The sequence below is a fragment of the Nocardia brasiliensis genome (assembly GCF_042691675.1).
GTDB classification, from domain to species: Bacteria; Actinomycetota; Actinomycetes; order Mycobacteriales; family Mycobacteriaceae; genus Nocardia; species Nocardia brasiliensis_D.
The window spans coordinates 5,310,196-5,334,191 of the sequence record NZ_CP170507.1; the positions used below are offsets into that span (position 1 = coordinate 5,310,196).

Here is a 23,996-nt window from a genome sequence, read left to right on the forward strand (position 1 = left end):
TGCCCACTCACCGTTGCTTCTCCTTCTTTCTGGTACCGACGGCGGTCGTCTCGAGGCGCGCACCGTTCTCGGCGCGCTTCGCCGGGGCCGTTCCGTTGGTCTGCGGCACGAGCTCGCCGTCCAGTGCGCGGCGCAGCACCGACCCGATCGCGGCGAGCGATTCGGGCGCGGTCATCGCCGAGTGCCGGCACGGCAGTTCGTGGTCGTGGATGTCGCCGGTGACGAACGGCTGCCAGGCGGCCGCGCGGCGCTCGGGGTCGGCCCGGTTGATCTCGTCCGCCGCGGCGGTGAAGAACAGCAGGTCGCCGTGGAAGACGCGAGGCCGGAAGCCGTGCGCGAGCAGGGTGCCGTTGGTGTAGCCGGCGTAGAGCCGCTCGAGGTGCTCGACGGTGAGCGCCGCGAACGGACCGGGCCGGGCGCGCAGCAGCTCCGCCGCGTCGCGCAGGTTCATCGCCGGATCGAGGGGCGCGTCGAGTTGGTCGCTACCGAATTCCTCGATGATCTCGGCCACGCTCGGAATCGCGTGCTCGAGCCATGCGTCGGAGAGCCGGTAGCTGTCCATCATCGCCAGCAGTGCGACCTCATCGCCGTCCGCCTGCAACCGCACCGCCACCTCGTGCGCGATCAACCCGCCCAGCGACCAGCCGAGCAAATGGTAGGGCCCGGTCGGCTGGATCGACTTGATATGTGCCACATACTGTCCGGCGGCCTCGGCGATCGAGGTGAAGCCGTCCTCCCCCGCCACATGCGGCGCCTGCAATCCGTACACCGGACGGTCCGGCGCGAGGTGTGCGAGCAGACCCGAGTAGCACCAGGCCAGCCCGATCGCGGGGTGGATGCAGAACAGCGGTGCCGCCGCGCCGTTGGGCCGGATCGGCAGGACCGGTCCCAGCGCCGCGGCGATGCCCGCACCCGCACCGTCGAGGCGGGCCGCGATGGCGGCCGGGGTCGCCTCGCCGAACATCGACTGCACCGGCAGGTCCAGGCCGTTGGCCCGCACCTGCGCAACGACTTTCGTCGCCAGCAGCGAGTTGCCGCCGAGTTCGAAGAACCCGTCGTCGGCGCCCACCGATTCCACTCCGAGCACCGTCGCGAAGGCCGCGCACAATGCCGCCTCGGTCGGAGTGCTCGGCGCACGGTAGCCGTCGGCGGCGGCGAATACCGGTTCCGGCAGCGCTTTTCGGTCCAGCTTGCCGACCGGGCTGAGCGGCACCTCGTCGAGCAGCATGATCGATTGCGGCACCATGTAATTCGGCACCAGCTCGGCCACGTGGTCGGTGAGCTCGGCCGCGGTCAGCTCGGTTCCGTTGCGCGCCTTCACATAGGACACCAGCGCGGTGGAACCCGCGGGCGTGCGATGCCCGATGGTGGTGGCGAACTCCACGTCGCGGTGCCGTGCCAGCGCCGCGTCGATCTCGCCGAGTTCGATCCGGAAGCCACGGATCTTGACCTGATGGTCGGTGCGGCCGACGTACTCGATTTCCCGCCCGGAGCCGGTGCAGCGGCCCGCGGCCAGCGAACCCTGCCCGGACCACCAGCGCACCAGATCACCGGTCCGGTACATCCGCTCGCCCGGTTTGCCGTACGGGTTCGCCACGAACCGCTGCGCCGTCAGGCCGGGCCGATTCAGGTAGCCACGAGCCAGCGCCGAACCGGACAGATGCAACTCGCCGGTGACACCGACCGGCGCCGGGTGCAGGCGCGCGTCCAGGATGGTCGCGCTGACACCACGGATCGGCCCGCCGATGGTGATCGGCCCGCCCGGCGTCATCGGCTGGGAGATCACCGTGACGATGGTCGTTTCGGTGGGCCCGTACACGTTGTACAGGTTGCGGTTCGGCGCCCACCGGGTGACCAGGTCCGGCGGCAGTGCCTCGCCGCCGACCAGCACGTGCCGCAACTCGGTGACGCCGGTCGGGTCGACCGTGCCGAGCGCCGAGGTGGTGATGAACGCGTGCGTGATCGCCTCCTCGATGAACACCCTGGCCAGGTCGGCCCCGCCGACCACACCGGGCGGCGTGATCACCAGGGTGGCCCCGCCACCGAGTGCGAGCAGCAGGTCGAGCATCGCCGCGTCGAAGCTCGGTGTCGCGAAATGCAGGACGCGGCAACCGGGCCGGACGTCGAACCGCTGCGCGGTCTCGGCGGCGAAATTGGACAGACCTCCGTGGGTGACCACCACACCCTTCGGCGTGCCGGTCGAGCCGGACGTGTAGATCACGTACGCCGGGTTGTCCATTCGCAGCGCAGCGGTGCGTTCGGCCGCGGTGATCGGCGTGTCGGCGGCGTCCAGCACGAGTCCACGGAAGTGCGGGTCGTCCAGCACGATCCAGTCCACCCCGCCGGGCAGCTCGTCGCGGTAGTCGCCGAGCGTGATGCCCAGTGCCGCACCGGAATCCGACAGCATGTGCGCGATCCGCTTGGCCGGATACAACGGGTCGACCGGTACGAAGGCGGCACCGGCCTTGGCCACCGCGAGCACCGTGGCAACCGACTCGACCGACCGCGGAATACCCAGCGCCACCAGCGTTTCCGGGCCGACGCCACGCCGGATCAGCACCCGCGCCAGCCGGTTCGTCCACCGGTCCAGCGCGTCGTAGCTTACCTGCGTGCCCTCGGCGCGCAACGCGATCCGCGAGCGATCGATATTCGCCGCCGCCTCGAACACCTCGGGCAGGGTGACCGGGCGGTCCGCCTCCGCACCACGCACCGGGGCCAGCCCGGACCATTCGGCGGGGTCCAGCAGCTCCAGATCGCCCACGGCGGTGGTCGGATTCGCGGCGACGGCGGCCAGCAGCCGGGTGAGCCGCTTGCCGAGCCGCAGCGCGGTCTGCTCGTCGAACAGATCGCTGGCGTAATTCACCGACACCGTGATGCCCGCCGGATCCCGTTCCGGCGTCTGCGATTCGGTGAGGGTGAACTGCAGATCGAACTTGGCGATGCCGGTGTCGATATCGGCGGCCTCGATCCGCAGATCGGGCAGCTCGAGCCCGCTCACCGGCTGGTTCTGCACCGAGAGCATCACCTGGAACATCGGGTGATGGGCCTGGGACCGAGCCGGGTTCAGCACCTCGACCAGCCGCTCGAACGGCACGTCGGCGTGCGCGAACGCGTCCAGGTCGGTGTCGCGGACGGTGTGCAGCAGATCGGTGAACCTGGCATCGGGGTCGATGCGGGTGCGCAGCACCAGCGTATTGACGAACATGCCGATCAGCCGGTCCAGCGCGGGATGGCCGCGCCCGGCGATGGGCGTGCCGACGGTGATGTCGTCGGTCGCGGTCATCCGGTGCAGCAGCACCGCGAGCGCGGCGTGCAGCACCATGAACATGCTGACGTTATTGCTGGTGGCGACCGTACGCAATTCCCGATGGGTGAACGCGTCGACCCCGCACTCGACGAGCCCGCCGCGGTAGGACGGCACCGGCGGCCTGCGCCGGTCCGCGGGCACGGTGAGCAGTTCGGGGATGCCGTCCAGCGTGCGCCGCCAGTAGGCGAGCTGACGGCTCAGCACCGAGTCGGGATCGTTCTCGGCGCCGAGCGTGTCCTGTTGCCACAGTGTGTAATCGGCGTACTGCACCGCCAGCTCGGTCCACTCCGGCGTCTTGCCCGCACAGGCCGCCCGGTAGGCGGTGGCCACGTCGACGGCCATCGGCTCCAGCGACCAACCGTCCATCGCGATGTGATGCACCACCAGGACGAGTACGTGCTCGTCGGACACCTCGGCCGGGTTCTGCACACCGGTATCGCCGTCCGGCGACACCGAGATCAGCGCGGCCCGCATCGGCACCATGCCCGCGAGGTCGAATCCCGGTGCGGCGAAACGACGTACGGCGTCGTCGACCTCATCCGGGGTGACCGTCGCGACGAACAGGGTGATCGCGGCGGCGGCCAGATCGAGCACCCGCTGGGCCGGTTCCCCGTCGGTCTCGGGGAACACCGTCCGCAGCGTCTCGTGCCTGGCCTGCACCGCGTGCAGCGCCATCACCAGCGCGTCGACATCGAGCTTGCCGGTCATCCGCAGCACGACCGGGACGTTGTAAGCGCCCGCCGCCTGGTCGGCATCGCCGGTTCCGTTGAAGCGGTTGAGGAACCACAGCCTGCGCTGGGCCGCCGACAACGGAATCCGCGCCGGACGGTTGCGCCGGACCAGCGCCGGACGCGACGCCGAACCAGCGGGCCCCGAGTCGAGCAGGGCCGCGAGCTCGGCCACCCGCGGCGCCGCGAACACAGTGCGCACCTCGAGCCGGATGTTCGTCGCCGCGGCCAGCCGGGCGACGAGTTGCGTGGCCAGCAGCGAGTTTCCGCCGATATCGAAGAAACTGTCGTCGGCACGCACGGCGTCGACACCGACCAGGTCGCCCATCACCTTCGCGACCAGCCGCTCCGATTCGGTCTCCGGCGCGCGCGCCGTGACAGCCGCGGTGAGCTGCGGTTCGGGCAGCGCGGCGGTGTCCAGCTTGCCCACCGGCGTCAATGGAATGCGTTCCAGCACAGTGATACTCGACGGCATCATGTGCGACGGCAACTGCGCGCCCACATGGGCGCGCACCGCCTCCACATCCACACCCGCGTGCTCGTCGGAGGGCTGCACGAACGCCACGATCCGGTCGGCGCCCGCGATCCGGCGCACTTCGGTGTGCGCGAACCGCACCCCGGGATGCTCGCCGAGCGCGGCGGTGATCTCGCCGAGCTCGATGCGGAAACCGCGCACCTTCACCTGATGGTCGCTGCGGCCGAGATAGCACAGTTCGCCCGCGTCGTTCCAGCGCACCACGTCACCGGTCCGGTACAGCCGCGCACCGGCCGGGCCGAACGGGTCGGCCACGAAACGCAGGGCGGTGAGCCCGAAGCGGTCGAAGTACCCGCGGGCCACGCCGTGCCCGCCGAGGTAGAGCTCGCCGGGCACGCCGACCGGCACCGGACGCAGCCGCTCGTCGAGGACCAGCGCCCGCGCGCCCCGCACGAGCGTGCCGATGGTGATGGGCCGATCGACCGCCATCGGGTCGGAGATGGTGATGACGATGGTGGTTTCGGTGGGCCCGTAGACGTTGTGCAGGTTGCGATTCGGCGCCCAGCGCGCCACCAGATCGGGGGTGCACGCCTCCCCGCCGACCATCAGCGAACACAGGTGCGGCAGCGGCCAGCGGTCCCGGTCGATGGTGGACAGCGCTGCCGGCGTGATGAAGGCGTGCGTGATCCGCTCGCGTTCCAGCAGCGCGGCCAGCTCGTCACCGCCATAGATGTCGGGCGGGCAGATCACCATGGCGGCACCGGAGCCGATCGCCAGTAGCAGTTCGAGGACCGCGGCGTCGAAGCTGGGCGAGGCGAAGTGCAGCGTGCGCGACTCCCGCCCGACCCGCATGCGGTCGCGGAGCTCGTCGGCGAAATTGGACAGGCCCGCGTGGGTGACCGCGACGCCCTTGGGTTTTCCGGTGGAACCGGAGGTGTAGATCAGGTACGCGAGATCGTCGGGCTCGATGGTGCACAGCCGGTCCAGGTCGTCGACCAGCGCGTCGTCGTGGGTCTCCAGTTCGGCGACGAACTCGGGGTCGTCCAGCAGCAGCCAGTCGGTCACCGGGCCGTCTTCGGCGGCGGCCGCGTGCAGCCGTTCGGCGTGCGCGGTGGCGGTGACGCCGACCCAGCATCCCGCGTCGGTGAGCATGTGCCGGACCCGGTCGGCCGGATAGTTCGGGTCGACCGGCACGAACGCCGCGCCGGTCTTGACGACGGCGAGCACCGTGAGGACGGACTCGATCGAGCGAGTCAACCCGAGCGCGACCCGATCCCCCGACCCGATGTCCCGAGCGATCAGGGCGCGCGCCAGCCGGTTGGAGCGGCGGTCGACTTCGGCGTAGGTCATCGTGCTGGTGCCCGACCGCAAAGCGGTGCGATGCGGGTGCATGTGCGCGGTCGCGGTGAAGTACGCCGACAGTGTGCACTGCGGTGTGGTCGGTCCGCCGGTCGCCGGCGCGAACAGGCGCCGTTCCCGCTCGGTCCGAGCATCGATGTCGCGCACCAGGACGCGCGGATCGGCGGTGACCGCCGCGAGCACTCGCAGGAACCGGTCGGCCAGGATGTGGATCGTCGATTCGTCGAAAAGCTCGGCGGCATAGACGAATTCGAATTCCTGCCCGGGCTCGCCCGGCCCGGCGTCGCAGCCGATGTGCGCGACCCGCAGTTCCAGATCGAACTTGGCCAGCGCGATGTCGAGTTCCTCGGCGCGCAGCGCGAGGCCCGGCAACTCCAGTGTCGGGACGGGGCCGTCCTGCACGGTCAGCGCCACCTGGAACAGCGGGTGCTTGCCGCGAGTCGCGGAGCTTGCGTAGCCGCCATTGGACAGAGCGCGTGCGTCGCGGCCCAATTCCTCCACAATGCGCTCGAACGGGATATCGGCGTGCGCCATCGCCGCCAGCTCGGTGTCCCGGTCGGCGCGCAACAGCCCCGCGAAGGTGCGGTCGGGATCGACGTCGGAGCGCAGCACCAAGGTGTTGACGAACATGCCGACCAACTCGTCGAGCTTGGTATCGGTGCGACCGGCGACCGGCGTGCCGATCACGATGTCGCGGCCGCCGGTCACGCAGCGCAGCAGCACCGCGAGCGCCGAGCGCAGCACCATGAACATGCTCACGCCCTGCTCCCTGGCCAGTTCGGCAAGGGCGCGCTGGACCGGGTCGGGCACCGTGAACTTCACCGCGCCCGCCTGCTGCGTCGGTTCCGCGGGGCGCGGCCGGTCGTAGGGCAGCGGAAGTTCCTCGGGCAGGTCGGCCAGCGCGGTCCGCCAGTACTCCAGCTGATTGCCCGCGAGACTGCCGGGGTCGTTCTCGTCACCGAGGCAGGCGCGCTGCCACAGCCCGAAGTCGGCGTACTGCACCGGAAGTGGCGTCCAGGCCGGCGCGGCACCCTCGTGCCGTGCCACATAGGCGGCGGCCAGATCCCTGGTCAGCGGGCCGAGCGACCAGCCGTCGGCGGCGATGTGATGCACCACGATGCCGAGCAGGTAGCGCTGGGACGCGGTGCGCAGCAGGGTCATTCGCAGCGGTGTTTCGCGTACCAGGTCGAACCCGGTGTGCGCGAGAGTGCGCAGCGCCGTGGCGGCGCCCGCGTCGTCGGTATCGATCGGATCGATCGTCGGGAGCGCCTTCGAGGTCGGCAACACCACCTGCTGTGCCCCGTTGCTGTCCTCCGGGAACACCGTCCGCAGCACCTCGTGCCGCTCGACGACATCGGTGAGCGCCGCGCGCAGCGCCGCCACATCCAGATCGCCCGCGATCCGGATGACGAAAGCGATGTTATAAGCGCTGGATGCGGGAGAATATCGATTGAGGAACCACAGTCGCTGCTGTGGCAGCGACAATGGAATGCGTCCCGGACGCGTGGTCTGCACAGCCAGCGCCAGCCGCTGCGTCCGGGGCGCTTCCGTAAGCCGCTCGGCGACGCCCGCCACCGTCGGCGCTTCGAAGATCGCCCGCACCGGCAGATCGACGCCGAATTCCGCGTGCAGCGCGGCCGCCAGCCGGGTGGCGAGCAGCGAGTTGCCGCCGACGTCGAAGAAGCTGTCCTCGGCGCCGGTGATCGGGCGGCCGAGGATGTCGCCGAAGACGCCCGCGACGCGCAGCTCCAGGTCGGTGCTCGGCGCCCGGGAGCAGCCGATGGCCGCGAAAACCGGTTCCGGCAAGGCCTTTCGATCCAGCTTGCCCGCCGGTGTGACCGGCAGTTCATCGAGCACGGTGACCGATGCGGGCACCATGTAGCCGGGCAGCCGCTGACGCGCCGTCTCGGTGATCCCGGCGGCGTCGACGGGCTCGTCCGCGGTGACATAGGACGCGAGCCGCGGCTGGCCGTGCTCGTCGGTGTGTACCACGGTGAGCGCGAAACTCACCCCCGGATGGCCGCGCAGCACATGGTCGATCTCGCGCAGTTCGATGCGGAAGCCGCGGATCTTGATCTGGTCGTCGGCGCGGCCGAGGAAGCGCAGTTGTCCGCCGGGCTCGACCACCACCAGGTCGCCGGTGCGGTACATGCGCTCGCCCCGCCTACCGTGCGGGTTGGCCGGGAACCGTTGCGCGGTAAGGGCGTAACGACCGTGGTAGCCGCGGGCCAGGCCGGGCCCGGACAGGTACAGCTCGCCCGGCGTCCCCGGTGGCACGGGGTGCAGTCGGCCGTCGAGTACGAACAACCGCATGCCGCGGATGGGCATGCCGAGCGGCACCGGACGACCCGGCACCATCGGGCCGGTCGCGGTGGCCGCGACGGTCGCCTCGGACGGCCCGTACATATTGTGCATCCGGTGCTGGACCGACCAGGTTTCGACGAGTTCCTCCGAGCATGCTTCACCGCCGACGATGACCGCCTCGAGCTCGTCGAGCCCGTCGGTCGGCACGGTGCCGAGCGCGGCCGGGGTGATGAAGGCATGGGTCACCCGTTCGTCGCGCAGCAGCGCGGCGAGCTCGGCGCCGCCGTAGAGCCCGGCGGGGGCCACCACGATGGTCGCGCCCGCGGCGAAACCGAGCAGCAGTTCCAGGACCGAAGCGTCGAAGCTGGGCGACGAGAAGTGCAGTGTCCGTGCCGAATCCGAGACGCCGAACAGGTGCATCTGCTCGTGCGCGAGCGAGGCGAGACCGGTGTGGGTGATGATCACCGCCTTCGGTTTTCCGGTCGAGCCCGAGGTGTAGATCAGGTACGCCGGGTGCACCGCGCACAGCGGGTGGTGCCGGTCGGCGTCGGTGATCGGATCGGTGGCGTAGTGCACGGCTTCGGCGGCCAGCTCGTCGGAGCCGAACACCAGCCAGTCCACGTAGGTCTTGCGGTGCTTGCCGCGCGGCGCGGGCCATTCGGGCATGGCGGCAAGGCATTCGGCATCGGTCAGGCCGAGCATGGCGCCGGAGTCGCCGATCATGTGCGCGATCCGCTCGCCCGGGTAGCTCGGATCGATCGGCACATATGCCGCACCGGTTTTCGCGACGGCCCACACGGCGGTGATGGCGTCCAGTCCGCGCGGCAGCGCGATCGCGACGACCACCTCGGGACCGGCGCCGTGCTCGATCAGCACGCGCGCCAGCCGGTTCGAGGTTTCGTCGAGCTCGCGATAGGTGGTGTCGACGCCGAGATAGCGCACGGCGACCGCGTCCGGCACCCGTTCGGCCGTGTCGGAAAGCAGTTGCGCGAGCGTGCTGAACGGTTCGGCGGGCGAGCCCGCGATCGGCACCAGGTTGGCCAGTTCGCGGCGGTCCAGGATGGGCAGGTCACCGATCGGCATGCTCGGCGCGGCCACCACCGCGTTCAGCACCGCGACGAACCGGCGGGCGAACGATTCGACCGTAGAGGCGTCGAAAATGTCGGTGGCGTAGCCGAATTCGGCGGTGAGCGGGCCGTCGGAGATGTCGTCGTGCACCACCAGCTGCAGATCGAACTTGGCGATGTCGGAGACGATCGGCAGCACCTCGGCCCGCAGGCCGGACAGTTCGATGCGCAGGTCCGGCGCGCGGTCGTAGGACAGCATCACCTGGAACAGTGGATGCCTGGCGGCCGAGCGGTCCGGATTGACGACCTCGACGAGCCGCTCGAACGGCACGTCGGCGTTGGCGAAGGCGTTGAGGTCGGTCTCGCGCACCACATCGAGCATGCGATCGAAACCGGCGGCCGGGTCGACCTCGGTGCGCAGCACCAGCGTGTTGACGAACATGCCGACCAGCTCGTCGAGGGCGGGATCGGAGCGGCCCGCGATCGGCGTGCCGATGGCGATGTCGGTGCTCGCGCACAGTCGCGACAGCAGGGTGGCCAGCGCCGCGTGCAGCACCATGAACATGCTCACGCCCCGGCTGGCCGCCAGTTCGCCTGCGGCGCGCCGGATTTCGGGCGCGATGGTGAACTCGACCCGGCCGCCGGTGGTGGACCGGCGCAGCGGGCGCGGGCGGTCCAGCGGCAGGTCGAGCTGGTCCGGCAGCCCGGCCAGCGCCGAACGCCAGTGCGTCAGTTGGCTACTCAGCGCGCTCGCCGGATCGGATTCCGCGCCGAGCAGTTCGCGCTGCCACAGCGCGAAATCGGCGTACTGCACCGGCAGCGGCGTCCACTGCGGCGCGGCACCGTCGGTCCTGGCCGACACCGCGGTCATCAGATCCCTGGCCAGCGGCGCGATCGACCAGCCGTCACCGCAGATGTGGTGCAGCACAAGCAGGAACACCCACTGGTCCGGTCCGGTGGTGTAGAGCGCGACCCGGATCGGGGCCTGGGTGCGCAGATCGAAGCCGTATCCGGCGAATTCGGTGGCCAGCGCCGCGACGTCGGCGCCGGTGGCGTCGATCGGGTCGAGGGTGAGCGGGATCTCGGTGGCCGGGTGGATCAGCTGGCACGGCCCGTCCGCGGACTCGGGGAAGGTGGTGCGCAGGCTCTCGTGCCGTTCGATCACGTCGATCAGACCGGCGCGCAACGCCTCGACGTCGAGCGCACCCTCGAGGCGGACGGCCAGCGGCATGTTGTAGGCCGCGGCGTGTTCGGCGAACCGGTTGAGAATCCACAGCCGCTGCTGGGCCAGCGACAGCGGGATCCGCTCCGGCCGGGCGCCCGCGACGAGTTTCGGCGAGGCGACGTCGAGGGTGTGCCTGGCGAAGCACTGGGTGAGCGCGGCGATGGTCGACGCCTCGAACAGGTCACGAATGGTCAGTGCGGTGCCGAGCGCGGCATTGATCCGGGCGACCGCGCGGGCGGCGATCAGCGAGTTGCCGCCGAGATCGAAGAAGCTGTCCTCGACGCCGACGTCGTCGGTGCCGAGCACGTCGGCGAAGATGCCCGCCAGTACGCGCTCTACCTCGGTGCGCGGCTCGGCGGTGGTGCTGCTCACCGAGCGAGCGCCGATCGCGGGTGCGGGCAGCGCCTTGCGGTCGATCTTGCCGTTGGCGCTGAGCGGCAGCTCGTCGAGTTCCATCAGCGCGGACGGCACCATGTACGCGGGCAGGGTGCGGCGCAGCGCGGTCAGTAGCGCGGCGGTGTCCAGCCGGAACTTCCCGGCGTCCGGCGCCGCGACGACGTAGGCGACCAGTTCGTCACCGTTGCGTCCGGCGTGGGCCACGCAGACCGCCCTGGCCACCCGGTCGTCGGCCAGCAGCGCCGCCTCGATCTCGCCGAGCTCGATGCGCAGACCGCGGATCTTGACCTGGAAGTCGCTGCGGCCCATGTATTCCAGGACACCGCGCCGATCGGTCGAGAGCTGCCAGCGAGCCAGGTCGCCGGTGCGATACATCCGGGCACCCGGGGTGAACGGGTTGGCCACGAAACGATCGGCGGTCAGCTTGGGTTGTCCGAGGTAGCCGCGGGCCAGTTGCACACCGGCCAGGTACAGCTCGCCCACCACGCCGGGCGGCACCGGCCGCAACCGCGAATCCAGCACGTAGGTCTGGGTATTCCACACCGGCGAACCGATCGGCACGCTCGCCGGATCGGCCGGGCACGGCCAGTAGGTGACGTCGACCGCCGCCTCGGTCGGGCCGTACAGGTTGTGCAGGGTGGGGCCATGCCGGGGGACGGCAGCCGACGGAGCCGGTGGGGTGGGTGAACGCAGCGCCGCGTGGAAGTCGCGGACCGTCGCGGCGGGCAGCGCCTCACCGCTGCAGAACACCTGACGCAGGGCCGAGCAGCCGCGCACGTCGGTGTCGGTGACGAAGACCGACAGCATGGACGGCACGAAATGTGCTGTGGTCACGTTCTTTTCGGTGATGACCCGGGCGAGATAAGCCGGGTCGCGGTGGCCGTCGTGCTCGGCGACGACCAGTCGCGCGCCGATCTGCAAGGGCCAGAAGAACTCCCACACCGACACGTCGAAGGTGGCCGGTGTCTTCTGCAAGACCGCGTCGGCGGCGTCGAGCGGATACTCGTGCTGCATCCAGCGCAGCCGGTTGACGATCGCGGCGTGCGTGACGCCGACGCCCTTGGGCTTTCCGGTCGAGCCGGAGGTGAAGATGACGTAGGCGAGGTGGTCCGCGCGCAGCACGGTGGTGCGGTCGGCGTCGGTGATCGGATCCCCGGCGTATCCGGACAGGTCGACGGTGTCGATGGCGAGTGTGTCGGTGGGCAGGGTGAGCTCGTCGCGGTCGGCCGTGAGCACGCAAACCGGTGCGGCCTGCCCGATGATCTGCTCGATCCGCTCGACCGGATGCTCGGGGTCCAGCGGCAGGTAGGCCGCGCCCGACTTGACGATCGCGTACATGCCGACCACCAGGTCGAGGCTGCGGCGCAGGCACAGCGCCACCACCGTCTCCGGACCCGCGCCACGCGCGATCAGCAGCCGGGCCAGCCGGTTGGCGCGCTCGTCGAGTTCGCGATAGGTAAGCGTCGCGCAGCGACTCATCGAGGGGTGGTGGTCGGGCGACGGGTGGGCAAGCGTCGCGGAGCGACTCGTTGGGGGGTGGTGGTCGGGCGACGGGTGGGCCGGTGTCTCGGCGGCGTACTCGAGGGCCACTGCCTCGGGGCAGCGGGCCACGCGGTCGGCGAAGAGCCCGGCCAGGGTGCCGGTGTGCGGCGGGGTCCGGGTGGCGTTCCAGTCGTGCAGGACCCGGTCGCGTTCGACGTCGGTGATCGCGGTGAGCGTCTCGGCGAGGGTGTCCGGCGCGGCGGTGAGGAAGCGGGTGAGGAAGTCCAGGTAGCGCTCGTGGTGCGTGGCGACCTCGGTCTCGCCGTAGAGCCGCGGGTTGGCCTCGAAATCGACGTGGATGCGGTTGCCGACGCCGTTGTACAGGTTGACCGACAGATCCTCGACCGGCCCGGTGGCCAGCACGTTCAGCGAGCCGACCAGGCTGCCGAACTTCAGCTCGTGGTGGAACAACATGATGTTGACCATCGGGCCGAAGAAGCCGCGGGCGTCGCGGGAGTAGCCGCAGTCGCGGCGGATGTCGTCGTGCCGGTAGCGCTGATGGCGCAGCGCACCGGTGATCTGCAGTTCGGTGGCCTTCACCACGTCGGCGAGGGTGGTTTCGGCGGTGAACTTCAGCCGGATCGGCACGACGTTGGATACCACCCCGGCCGAGCGGCGCAGCGAGACGGTGGTCCGAGCGGACACCGGCAGGCTCAGCACCACGTCGGGATTGCCGGTCACCGAGCGCACATACGCGGCCAGCGCCGCGACGAACAGTGCCGAATTGGCGGTGCCGAACGCGGCCATCGCGGCGTCCATCGCGGCCTGGCACCGGTCGTCGAGCACACCGGTGGCGGTCCGCCTACCCCCGTCGTGGGTGGCAGCGGTGACGGTGACGCCGCTGAGGCTCATCGGCTCGCCCGCACCGGCCAGTTGCTCGAGCCAGTAGTCGCGGTCGGCGCGGAACCGGCTGGAATCCCGGTAGCGCAGTTCGTCGGCATACATCTCGGCCAGCGGCGTCGCCCGGGAGGCCACCGGCTCGGTGTGGTTCTCCAGCGCGGTGTAGATCTCCGCGGTGCGGGTGAGCGCGTTCATCGCGCCGTATCCATCGATCACGATGTGATGGGCACGGGCGTACCAGATGTAGTCCGAATCTCCGGTTCGCAGTACGACATTCGTGGTGAGCGGGTCGCGCTCGAGATCGATCGGCGAGCCGGCGTGCTCGTTCATCCAGCGCACCGCCGCCGCGTGCGGATCGGTCTCCGTGCGCAGATCGACCCGGGCCCAGCCGGGCCGCCGGGTGGAATCGACCACCTGATGCGGGATTCCATCGATCTCCAGCAGCCGCACCTGCCCGACCTGGGTCTCCGCGCCGAACCGCTCGATCGCGTAGAGCAGGCGGCCGACATCCAGGTCACCGCGGATCTCGACATACTGGGCGATCGTCAGTGGCACATCCGGACGAATCCGCTGCGCGTACCAGAGAGCCGTTTGGGCTGGCGACAAGACGAATGGTTGTGCCGAAGATTCGCCCGATGAACATTGGTCGACGCTGTCCGTGGCCAATGAACTCATCAATCACTCCGTTCTGCCGCTGTTCGACGCAACTCCCCGAGCTTTGCCCCACAGCAGGCGCGCAAGGCCGACCGTGGAACTTGATCCACGCCCTATGATTCGGAGCGTCTGATCGGCCGGATTGCCAACGTGGTGGATTTGTTTCACATCGCACGCTAACGGCGGCAGCAAAGTTTGGCTAGCAAACTTTTAGCTAACTACGCAAACCGCCCAGACTGCCCAGCGGAAATGCGCGGAAAATTATGCGCTGACAAGCGCTTACGGCAGCCGTATCGCAAGCTTGCGAACGCTTCGTTACATGACGAGTCAGCCACAGCAACCACAGAAAAAACCGGAAGACAGGTTATCTTCCCGAGACCTTCAACCGAGGATTTCGGCGCTTTGTACGTGCCGGTCGGTCTTCTTTGCGCCCCTCGATGATCGCTTCCGGACCATCGCGACCGCCATGGCGGCGACGGTCAGGACCACGAAAACGCGCTCCGGCGCGGGGCCGACATGAGTAGCGAGGGTGTTGCTGGTGCGCAGCGGCAGGTCGGCGACCAAGGCGGCGGGCACGAACTGCGGACTTTCTTGCCGCACAGTGCCGTCCGCGCCGATGATCGCGCTGACGCCCGAGGTTGCCGCGACAACCAGGGCGCGGCCGTGCTCGACGGCCCTGATCCGGGACATCGCCAGCTGCTGGTAGGTCATCTCGCTGTCGCCGAAGGTCGCGTTGTTCGTCGGCACGGTGAGCAGTTGGGCGCCCGCGCGCATCGCGTCCTCGAAGGCACGGTCGAAGGCGACCTCGTAGCAGGTCGCCACGCCGATATCGATGCCGTCGGCGCGCACCACGCCGTCGCCGTGGCCGGGCACGAAATATCCGGCCCGGTCGGCGTATTCGGAGAACAGCCGGAAGAACGAGCGCATCGGCAGGTATTCGCCGAACGGCTGGATGATCTTCTTGTCGTGCCGCTCCCCCGGGCCCGCCGCGCCGTTCCACACGATCACCGAGTTCGTCGTGGTGTGGTCGCTGTTCACCAGCACGGCGCCCACCAGGATCGGCGCACCGATCTGTTCGGACGCCTGGGTGATCAGCGCCGCGGCGTCGGTGTTGCGCAACGGATCGATGTCGGACGAGTTCTCCGGCCAGATCACCACATCCGGCCGCTTCGCCTGGCCCGCCTCGACCGCCCGCGCCAGTTCGATGGTGCGTCGAACGTGGTTGTCCAGCACCGCCCGTCGTTGCGCGTTGAAGTCGAGGCCGAGCCGCGGCACGCTGCCCTGGATCGCGGCGACAGTGATCGTCCGGTCGCCGTGGTCCGGGTCGGGCAGGGCAGACCCGAGCGCCAGGCCCGCGACCGGCATGATCGCCAAGGCGACTGCCGCGGTAACGAATCCGATGCGGAGGTTCGCGCAACGATGTGCGGGCGCGGATCCGGTGCGCAGCGTCGAACGCAACAGCAGAATCAACGCCGCAGCACCGGTTCCGGTGAGCGCCACCGCGAAGCTGACCAGTGGCGCACCACCGATCGCGGCCAGCGACAGGAACCATCCGTCGGCCTGCCCGAATGCCAAACGGCCCCACGGAAACCCGCCGAACGGGAAACTGGACCGCACCCACTCCGCGGTGACCCACGCCGAGGCCACCCACAGCGGCCAGCCGGGCAATGCCCCGACGAGCCGCGTCACCAGCCCGAACAACCCGATGTACACCGCGCACACCGCCGAAAGCGCCAGCCACGGCAGCGGTCCCACATAGATCCCGGTCCACGGCAGCAGCGGTACGAAGAACGCGAGCCCGGCCAGGAACCCATACCCGAACCCGGCGCGCAGTCGGCCGGCTCCGCGCACGGTCAGCGTAAGTACCGCGATCCCCAGCGGCGCGAGGAACCACCACGGCCGAGGCGGGAAGCTGCCGAACAGCAGCAGTCCGGCCAACACCGCCGAGACCGAGCGCCACAGCACCGGATACCGGATCGGCCCGTCGGCGAAGGACGAGAGTCGCGCACGCAGCAACCGCGCGGATCGGCTGCCCGTGGCGGCGCGTTCAGGCCTCATGGATGGTCACTCCACGGTGCACAGTGCGCAGGCAGGTCGGCAGCGGCGAATCCGATTCCAGCGGAGGCAATCCGGGCACGCGGGAGCGCGGGTCGGTCGACCAACGCTGGACGGAGTCGGCGGCCGCGGCGACGACGAGTCGGTCGGCGTCCCACACCGCGTAGGAGGCGGGGGCGCCGGGGACGAGGGTGCCCGCAACGCCGTCCCGGACGCCACCGGCCCGCCAAGCGCCACGGGTGGCCGCGGCGAAGGCGGCGCGTGGCGACAGGGAGTGGCCGGGGGTGCGATGGTTGGCGGCGGCGCGGACCGCGGACCAGGGGTCGAGCGGGGTGACCGGGGCGTCGGAGCCGATGGCCAGCGAGATGCCCGCGGCGGCCATGGCGGCGAAGGGGTTCAGTGCGGCGGCGCGGTCGGGGCCGAGGCGGGCGGCGTACATGCCATCGGTGCCGCCCCATGCCGCGTCGAATCCTGGTTGGACGCTGGCGATGACGCCCCAGGAGGCGAGTTCGGCGATCTGGTCGGCGTCGAGGAGTTCGGCGTGTTCGATGCGGTGGCCGCGGGCGGCGACGGCGGGGCCGCCGAATTCGGTGACGACGCGGTCGAATCCGGCGATGATCGCGTCCATGGCGGCATCGCCGATGACGTGGAAACCGGCTTGGATGCCCGCCTCGGTGCAGGCGCGGACGTGGGCCGCGATCGTGTCGGCGTCGAGGTAGGCGCGGCCGGTGCCCGGGTCGTCGGCGTAGGGGTCGCGCAGCCAGGCAGTGTGTGAGCCGAAAGAACCGTCGACGAACAGGTCGCCGCCGAGCGCGTGTACGCCGAGCTCGTCCACCAGGGCGCGCGCCTCGTCCGCGCTGCGCACCGCTTCGCCCCAGTACGCCCGCACCTCCACGCCGTGCCGGAAGTCGAGCAGTTCGCGAATGTCGGTGCGCCCGGCGATTTCCGGGCCCGCGCATTCGTGCACCGCGACGATGCCGTGCGCGGCGGCGTGGTCCAGTGCGGCCGTCCTGGCCCGATCCCGTTGTGCCCGATCCAATTCCGCGAGCACCGCGGTCCGCACCAGGTGGTGCGCGGTGGCGCGCACCGGCTCGCCGCGGGTGAATCCGTCGGTGGCGGTGACCTGGGACAGCGTGTCGAGCAGGGCCGAGGACACCACGGCGGAGTGCGCGTCTACCCGGGACAGGTACACGTACCGTGCGCCCGCCGCCTTGTCGATCTCCTCGATCGTCGGCGGGCGTCGCTCCGGCCAGGTGGTTTCGTCCCAGCCGTCACCGAGGATCGCGCCAGCGGGATGGGCCGCGGCGAAGTCGCCGAGCAGTGCCAGGCAGTGATCGAGCGAGCGGGCCGCGGACAGGTCGAGTCCGGTGAGCTTCAGTCCCAGCGCGGTGACGTGCACGTGCGGGTCGACGAACGCGGGCGCCACGAACGCGCCATCGAGGTCGATGATCTCGGCGTCCGGATGCAGCGCCCGGCCCGGCTGTTCGGCGCCGAGCCACACCACGGTTCCGTCGGTCACCGCCATCGCCGTGGCGTCGGGGGAACTGGAACTGTAGAAACGACCGCCGATCAGCAACTGGGTACTCACGACTCCACCTCGCTGGCGCTCGGTTCCGTCGTGCGTACGCACACTGTGCCGATGGTTCGCTCGCTACGCTCCCTCACGACTCCACCTCGCTGGCGCTCGGTTCCGCCGCGCGTGCGCACACTGTGCCGATGGTTCGCTCACTCACGAGTGACCAGTCTGCCGTACGCCCGATTCAGGCGTTCAGGTCAGCCGTTCAGTATGGGCTGCGGTGCCACGTCCTCCGGACATGCGAGCACCGTCATCACGTCGGCGAATTGCGACGAGCCGCCGGACCCGCGACCAGATCCGGGCCTGCATCCCGCTTCGACGGCGATCAGTTCCAACCGCAGTGCGGCAGCGGTGAATCCGGAAATCGATTGTCCGGCAGCAGCCGCCGCTTTTTTCACTGCGGCGGCTAGCTCCTCGCTCACCGTGACGGTGAGTTGCTCGGTGGCCATCGCGCCACCATAGTCCTGTTTCGCCCGGAACCCTAGCGTTCGCGAGGACCTTTACTACTCGTTGGTAGTCGGCAGACTACGGCTTGGTAATCGCACGGTGGGCGTTGCCTTGGCCGTCGTCGTACCACTGCCGCACGACAACGCCGTCGACCACCTCGTCGCCGTCGATCACCACCCCGCGATACGGGACGGCGGCGGCCAGTTTCCCGAACCGGCGCGCGGCGAACGCGGTGACTAGCGGACGCACCAGGAACCGCGTCGGCGGCAACAGCAACAGCAGCCCGAACAGCGAGGTGACCAGGCCGGGCACGAACATCAGCACCCCGCCCGCCGCGACGAGCGCCCCGTCGGCCATCGCGGTCCCCGGCGGAATCTCCCCACGCCCGGCCCGCCGGAACTGCTCGAACACCCGCCGCCCCTGCGCACCGACCAGCAGCATGCCCGCGGTCGATCCAGCGATCAACAGCAGAATGGCAGGGAGCACACCGAGCCACTGGCCGACGGCGACCAGCGCGGCGATCTCGGTGATCACATAGAGGACGAACACTAGGGCGGGCATAGCGATCCTTTCGGACGATCTACCTCTAGCAACGCCCGAGGCCCCCATTTTTCTCCCGATTCCGCCTGAGAGCCCGCTGAGACCTGCTAACCGCCGGGGCGGACCAGGCCGGTTTCGTAGGCCAGTACTACGGCTTGGACTCGGTCGCGGAGGCCGAGTTTGGTGAGTACGCGGCCGACGTGGGTTTTGACTGTTGCCTCGGAAAGAAAAAGCTGTTCGGCGATTTCGGCGTTCGAGCGGCCTGCGGCGATCTGTTCGAGTACTTCGCGTTCGCGGGCGGTGAGCACGTCGAGGACGCCGGGGTCGCGCATGCGGGCCGGGTCTTCGGCGATGAGGCGGTCCAGTAGGCGCTTGGTCACCTTCGGGGACACCACCGCGTCGCCGCCGGCGACGCTGCGGATGGCGGAGATCAAGTCCTCGGGCGGGGTGTCCTTCAGCAGGAAGCCGCTGGCTCCGGCGCGCAGCGCGCCGAGGGCGTGTTCGTCGAGGTCGAAGGTGGTCATCACGAGCACGCGGCAACCGTGCCCCGCTTCGACGATCCGGCTGGTCGCGGTGACGCCGTCCACCACGGGCATCCGCACATCCATCAACACCACATCGGGCCGCAATTCAGCCGCCCGGCTGACCGCGGCCGCCCCATTCGCCGCCTCCCCGATCACCTCGATGTCCGGGTGCGCGCCGAGCACCATCTTCAGCCCCATACGCATGAGTTCCTGGTCATCCACAACGAGAACGGTGATCGGCACGCCCCCAATCTAACGTGCCCACTCCCACACCCCCGCTAGCCCGCCGCGCCCCTCCCGGCCAGCCGCGCACCGATCAGCTGGCGATTCCACGCGCAGCAAGCAGATCCGCGCGCGGCAAGCCTGTTCGCACGCGGCAGCCGAATTGGCGCGCAGCGCGGAGCAGGTCGCCGCCACGCACCCTTTCGAGACGGGTGCGCCGCGGCTACTCCGGGAAGCCGGGGTTGAGGGGGATGGTGGCTTGGACGTGCCAGGCGCCGTCGGGGGAACGGCCGGTTTCCAGGGTGCCGCCGAGGACGGCTATGCGTTCGCGCATGCCGACCAGACCCATGCCGCTGCCTTTGATGCGGATCGCGGGCTCGTCGAGGGGGACGCCGCCGGTGTCGGTGATGTCGACGGTCACGTCGGTGTCGCGGCGGCGAATCCGCACCCATGCCTTGGGGTGCGGGCCCGCGTGCCGCAAGGTGTTGGTGAGCGATTCCTGCACGATGCGGTGCACGCCGAGGCTGACCTCCGGTGCGATGTCGTCGAGTTCGCCGGTCAACTCGAGTTCCACGGCCAGGCCGGTGCCGCGCATCATCTCGACCACCTTCGCCAGGCCCGCGGTCCCGTGCTGGGGCAACTGGTCGGGCGCGTGTTCGGTGCGCAGCAGCGCGACGGTCCGGCGCAGTTCGCGCAGCGCCTCCCGTCCGGTGCTCGCGATGGTGGTGAGCGCCTGCTCGGCCGCGTCGGGATCGCGGCGCAGGGCGTATCGCGCTCCGTCGGCCTGCACGATGATCACGCTCACCGCGTGCGCGACCACGTCGTGCAGTTCCCGTGCGATGCGGGTGCGCTCGGAGGAGACCGCGTCGTGCGCCCGGCGCTCCTTGTCGTAGTCGGCGACCGCGAGCCGCGCCGCGACCTCGGTGTCGTAGGCGTGCCGCGCGCCGATGAATTCCGCCAAGGTCCAGCACAGGGCGAAGAACATCACGGTGAAGATGCCGTCGCTGGCCGGTTTGTCCGGCACCGCCGCGTACGACAGCACACTATCGGCCACCAGACCGCCCGCGAACCACAGCCCGTCGCGCCGCCCGACGTAGGCGACCAGCGTGTAGAGCATGATGCCGAGGCTGAACAACGTGATGTGCTCGGCCTTGTGGTCGGCGGTCACATACTGCACCGCGGTCGTGGTGAACGACAGCAGCAGCGTCGCCGCCGACATCGCCCTCGGGTAGATCCGCCGGAACACCAGCGGCAGCGGCAAGAACACCCCGATCGCGAGAAACGCGACCTTGCTCTCCGCGGTGGTGACTCCGAAGACTTCGAGCACCAACAGGACGAACGCCAGCATCGAATCCGCAACAATGGGCTTCCCGCGAAGCCACAGACTGAACCGACGCACGACTTCAGCCTAGGTCTACCGCCCGGTATCCCAGCGCACCCGCCGCGTGCCGCCACGGACGGCGACGGCCCCGCCCGGCGGACGGTGCCGCACACCCCGGCGTCCGACCGCGCCACGGCCACGCACCGAGCGCGCCCGCACTGGACTGCTCACTGGTCCTGGACACCCGATCTGGTTGGCTGACCGCGTGCAGATCGGCGATTGGGTGGTGTTGTTGACCGCGGCGACGGCCGCTGGCTGGGTGGACGCGGTGGTCGGCGGCGGCGGCTTGATTATTCTGCCGACGCTGTTCCTGGTCGCCCCGACCATCACACCGCAGACCGCGCTCGGCACCAACAAGATGGCCGCGGTGGCAGGCACCGGCGCCTCGGTGGTGACCTTCGCCAGGAAGGTGCCGATGCGCTGGCGAGTGCTGCTGCCCGCCGCGGCGATCGCCGCGGTCACCTCCGGAACCGGCGCCGCCGCAGTGTCGTTGATCGACCGCGACCTGTTCATTCCGATCGTGATGGTGGTGCTCGTCGCGGTCGCGGTGTTCGTCACGCTGCGCCCGTCGATCGGCGTCACCCTCGCCACCCACCCGCCGACCCGGCGCAAGTTCATCCTCACGATCGCGCTGGCCGCGGGCCTCGTCGGCTTCTACGACGGCCTGCTCGGTCCCGGCACCGGCACGTTCCTCATCATCACCTTCGCCACCCTGCTCGGCACCGAGTTCGTCCGCGCCGCCGCGATGGCGAAGGTGATCAACTGCGGCTCCAATGTCGGCGCGCTGATCTTCTTCGGCGCCACCGGCAACATCCTGTGGGCGCTCGGCGCGGCCATGGCGGTGGGCAATGTGGCGGGCGCGATCGTCGGCTCGCACATGGCGTTGCGCAATGGCGCGAAGTTCGTCCGCGTCGTGCTGCTGGTGGTGGTCGTCGGGATGGTGATCCGGTTGGGCTGGCAGCAGTTCGGCTGATCAGGCCCGCGTCTCGACCTGCGACGCCAGCCACGGCTTCAGCACCCGGGAGGTCGTCTCGTGGATGCGCTTGTGTAGGCGCTCCCCGTCCTCCGTACCGTTCAGCGGCTGCTGGAACAGCACGGTGAGCGCACCGGACACCGCGCCGACGACCGCACCGACCAAGGCCGCGGCACCGACCTCGTCCAGCTCGGCCGGAAACGCCGCATGCAACTGGCGGGCGATCTCCCGCTGCGCGACCAGCTGCGCGTGCGCGGCCCGCCCGCTCACCGACGGCACGGTGCGCGACACCTGCGCGCGCAACGCGGCGATCCGAGCGTTCAGATCGTCGACCAGATGCTCGCCGGGATTGTCCCCGGCCGCGCGCAATGCCCGCAGCAACACCTCGACCGGCCGCTCCCCTGGCCGCCGACTGGCGATCGCGGCCACCGCGGCGCGCACCCGTTCGTCCGTCTCCGGGAAGAGTAGTTCTTCCTTGCTGGCGAAGTAGTTGAAGAAGGTGCGGGTTCCGACATCGGCCACCGCGGCGATGTCGGCCACCGTCGTTTCTTCATAGCCTCTCGTCTCGAAAAGCTCTACGGCTGCCTCGAGCAGGGCTCGGCGGGTACGTTCGCGTTTGCGGTCACGAAGGGCGGATGGCGGCACGCGGGCACAGTACGGCATTTCGCGAGGCAGACGCGGTAAGCGCAGGTTCCGCGCGTGCCGTTCACCCCGCACACCGGCGTGCGGTTCATTCTGTGCGACTGTGCATTTCATGCAGGTTTGCACTCGATGCAAGATGGCACGGGGGGTAATGGCGGCAGGCACAGGTGCACTGCCCCCCGACCGACTAGGTTGGACCGAGTGAGCATCGCGACTTCCAAGGATGTGGACGCCGAGTTCCTCGACCTGCCACTGGCCGCGCTCGCCGACGCCGCGTTGACCGCGGCGCAGGCGGCGGGCGCCGAGCACGCGGACCTCCGGGTGCATCGGCTGGTCACCCAGTCGATCCGACTGCGGGACGGGCGGGTCGAGTCGATCTCCGACAACGCCGAGCTCGGTTTCGCGGTCCGCGTGATCGTCGACGGGACGTGGGGTTTCGCCTCGCACGCCGCGCTGACCCCGGACGCCGCCGTCGAGGTGGCCCGCACCGCGGTGACGGTGGCGACGACCTTGCGCGCACTCAACCGCGAACGGGTCGAACTCGCCGACGAGCCGATCTACGACAATGTGTTCTGGGTGTCGGCCTACGACCTCGACCCGTTCGCCGTGCCGACCACCGACAAGGTCGCACTGCTGCAGGACTATTCGGAACGCCTGTCCGGCGCGGACGGCGTCGACCACGTCACCGCGGGCCTGCTGCAGGTGAAGGAACAGACCTTCTACGCCGACACCGCGGGCTCGACCATCACCCAGCAGCGGGTCCGGCTGCATCCGCAGCTCGAGGCGACCACGGTCGACTCCGCGGCGGGCGTATTCGAAACGATGCGCACGCTGGCCGCCCCGGCAGGCCGCGGCTGGGAATACGTCACCGGCGCCGACGGAATCTGGGACTGGCAGGACGAACTCGCCCGCATCCCGGAATGGCTCGCCGAGAAGGTGAAGGCCCCCACCGTCACCGCGGGCCCGACCGACCTGGTGATCGATCCGAGCAACCTGTGGCTGACCATCCACGAGTCCATCGGCCACGCCACCGAGTACGACCGGGCCATCGGTTACGAATCCGCCTACGCGGGCACCTCGTTCGCCACCCCCGACAAACTCGGCACTCTGCGGTACGGCACGCCGATCATGCACGTCACGGGCGACCGCACCGAGGCGCACGGCCTGGCGAGCGTCGGCTTCGACGACGAGGGCGTCGCCGGACAACGCTGGGATCTGGTGCGCGACGGCATCCTGGTCGGCTACCAACTCGACCGGGTCTTCGCCCCGCGCCTCGGGCTAAACCGCTCGAACGGCTGCTCCTACGCGGACTCCGCGCACCACGTCCCGATCCAGCGGATGGCGAACGTCTCGCTGCAACCCGACCCCGACCGTGACACCAGCACCGAGGAACTCATCTCCCGGGTCGACAACGGCCTCTACATCGTCGGTGACAAGTCCTGGTCGATCGACATGCAGCGCTACAACTTCCAGTTCACCGGCCAGCGGTTCTTCCGGATCCGCGGCGGCAAGCTGGCCGGGCAGGTTCGTGACGTCGCCTACCAGGCGACCACCACCGACTTCTGGGGCGCCATGGAGGCGGTCGGCGGGCGGTCCACCTGGCAGCTCGGCGGCGCGTTCAACTGCGGCAAGGCCCAACCCGGCCAGGTCGCGGCGGTCAGTCACGGCTGCCCGTCGGTCCTGGTGCGCGGCATCAACATTCTGAACACCCGGACGGAGGCGGGAGCGTGAGCGTGGAC

10 protein-coding genes are annotated in these 23,996 nt (G+C 69.8%); 2 read left to right on the forward strand and 8 right to left on the reverse strand.

Features of this window, described 5'->3' with window-relative positions; all coding sequences use genetic code 11:
* Window positions 1–7 precede the first annotated feature (7 nt).
* The 7 genes from ACFK0J_RS24390 to ACFK0J_RS24420 all read right to left on the reverse strand — a co-directional run bounded on the left by ACFK0J_RS24390 (window position 8) and on the right by ACFK0J_RS24420 (window position 20,660).
* Entirely contained in the window at window positions 8–13,918 is a 13,911-nt protein-coding gene (locus ACFK0J_RS24390) for an amino acid adenylation domain-containing protein (protein WP_378731038.1), read from the reverse strand.
* 360 nt (window positions 13,919–14,278) lie between these two features.
* A complete protein-coding gene (lnt, locus tag ACFK0J_RS24395; protein WP_378731040.1) occupies window positions 14,279–15,955 on the reverse strand; it encodes an apolipoprotein N-acyltransferase in 1,677 nt (558 codons plus the stop codon).
* A complete protein-coding gene (locus tag ACFK0J_RS24400) occupies window positions 15,945–17,540 on the reverse strand; it encodes an amidohydrolase (protein WP_378731042.1) in 1,596 nt (531 codons plus the stop codon). The genes lnt and ACFK0J_RS24400 overlap by 11 nt, the downstream gene beginning before the upstream one ends.
* A 185-nt stretch (window positions 17,541–17,725) precedes the next feature.
* On the reverse strand, window positions 17,726–17,977 hold the full coding sequence (locus ACFK0J_RS24405; RefSeq protein WP_378731044.1) for a hypothetical protein: 252 nt from the start codon (window positions 17,975–17,977) through the stop codon (window positions 17,726–17,728).
* A 76-nt stretch (window positions 17,978–18,053) separates the two neighbouring features.
* Entirely contained in the window at window positions 18,054–18,536 is a 483-nt protein-coding gene (locus ACFK0J_RS24410) for an FxsA family protein (RefSeq protein ID WP_378731046.1), read from the reverse strand.
* An 86-nt stretch (window positions 18,537–18,622) separates the two neighbouring features.
* Window positions 18,623–19,282 carry a response regulator transcription factor gene (locus ACFK0J_RS24415; RefSeq protein WP_218469844.1) on the reverse strand — a complete coding sequence of 220 codons (660 nt, stop codon included), beginning with the start codon at window positions 19,280–19,282 and terminating at the stop codon, window positions 18,623–18,625.
* A gap of 202 nt (window positions 19,283–19,484) precedes the next feature.
* Entirely contained in the window at window positions 19,485–20,660 is a 1,176-nt protein-coding gene (locus tag ACFK0J_RS24420; RefSeq protein ID WP_378731049.1) for a sensor histidine kinase, read from the reverse strand.
* A gap of 187 nt (window positions 20,661–20,847) precedes the next feature.
* On the opposite strand from ACFK0J_RS24420, the gene ACFK0J_RS24425 reads away from it, so the two are divergent.
* Window positions 20,848–21,615 carry a TSUP family transporter gene (locus ACFK0J_RS24425; RefSeq protein WP_218469846.1) on the forward strand — a complete coding sequence of 256 codons (768 nt, stop codon included), beginning with the start codon at window positions 20,848–20,850 and terminating at the stop codon, window positions 21,613–21,615.
* On the opposite strand, the gene ACFK0J_RS24430 is transcribed toward ACFK0J_RS24425, so the two are convergent.
* Window positions 21,616–22,260, reverse strand: a complete 645-nt coding sequence (locus ACFK0J_RS24430; protein ID WP_378731052.1) for a TetR/AcrR family transcriptional regulator — start codon at window positions 22,258–22,260, stop codon at window positions 21,616–21,618.
* Between the two features lie 198 nt (window positions 22,261–22,458).
* Between ACFK0J_RS24430 and ACFK0J_RS24435 the strand changes: the two genes are divergently transcribed.
* Window positions 22,459–23,988, forward strand: a complete 1,530-nt coding sequence (locus ACFK0J_RS24435) for a TldD/PmbA family protein (protein WP_378731054.1) — start codon at window positions 22,459–22,461, stop codon at window positions 23,986–23,988.
* Window positions 23,989–23,996 lie beyond the last annotated feature (8 nt).

Coding starts and splice junctions, on each gene's coding strand:
- ACFK0J_RS24390 (WP_378731038.1), bottom strand. CDS start 13,918: ATGAGTTCATTGGCCACGGACAGCGTCGACCAATGTTCATCGGGCGAA.
- lnt (WP_378731040.1), bottom strand. CDS start 15,955: ATGAGGCCTGAACGCGCCGCCACGGGCAGCCGATCCGCGCGGTTGCTG.
- ACFK0J_RS24405 (WP_378731044.1), bottom strand. CDS start 17,977: ATGGCCACCGAGCAACTCACCGTCACGGTGAGCGAGGAGCTAGCCGCC.
- ACFK0J_RS24410 (WP_378731046.1), bottom strand. CDS start 18,536: ATGCCCGCCCTAGTGTTCGTCCTCTATGTGATCACCGAGATCGCCGCG.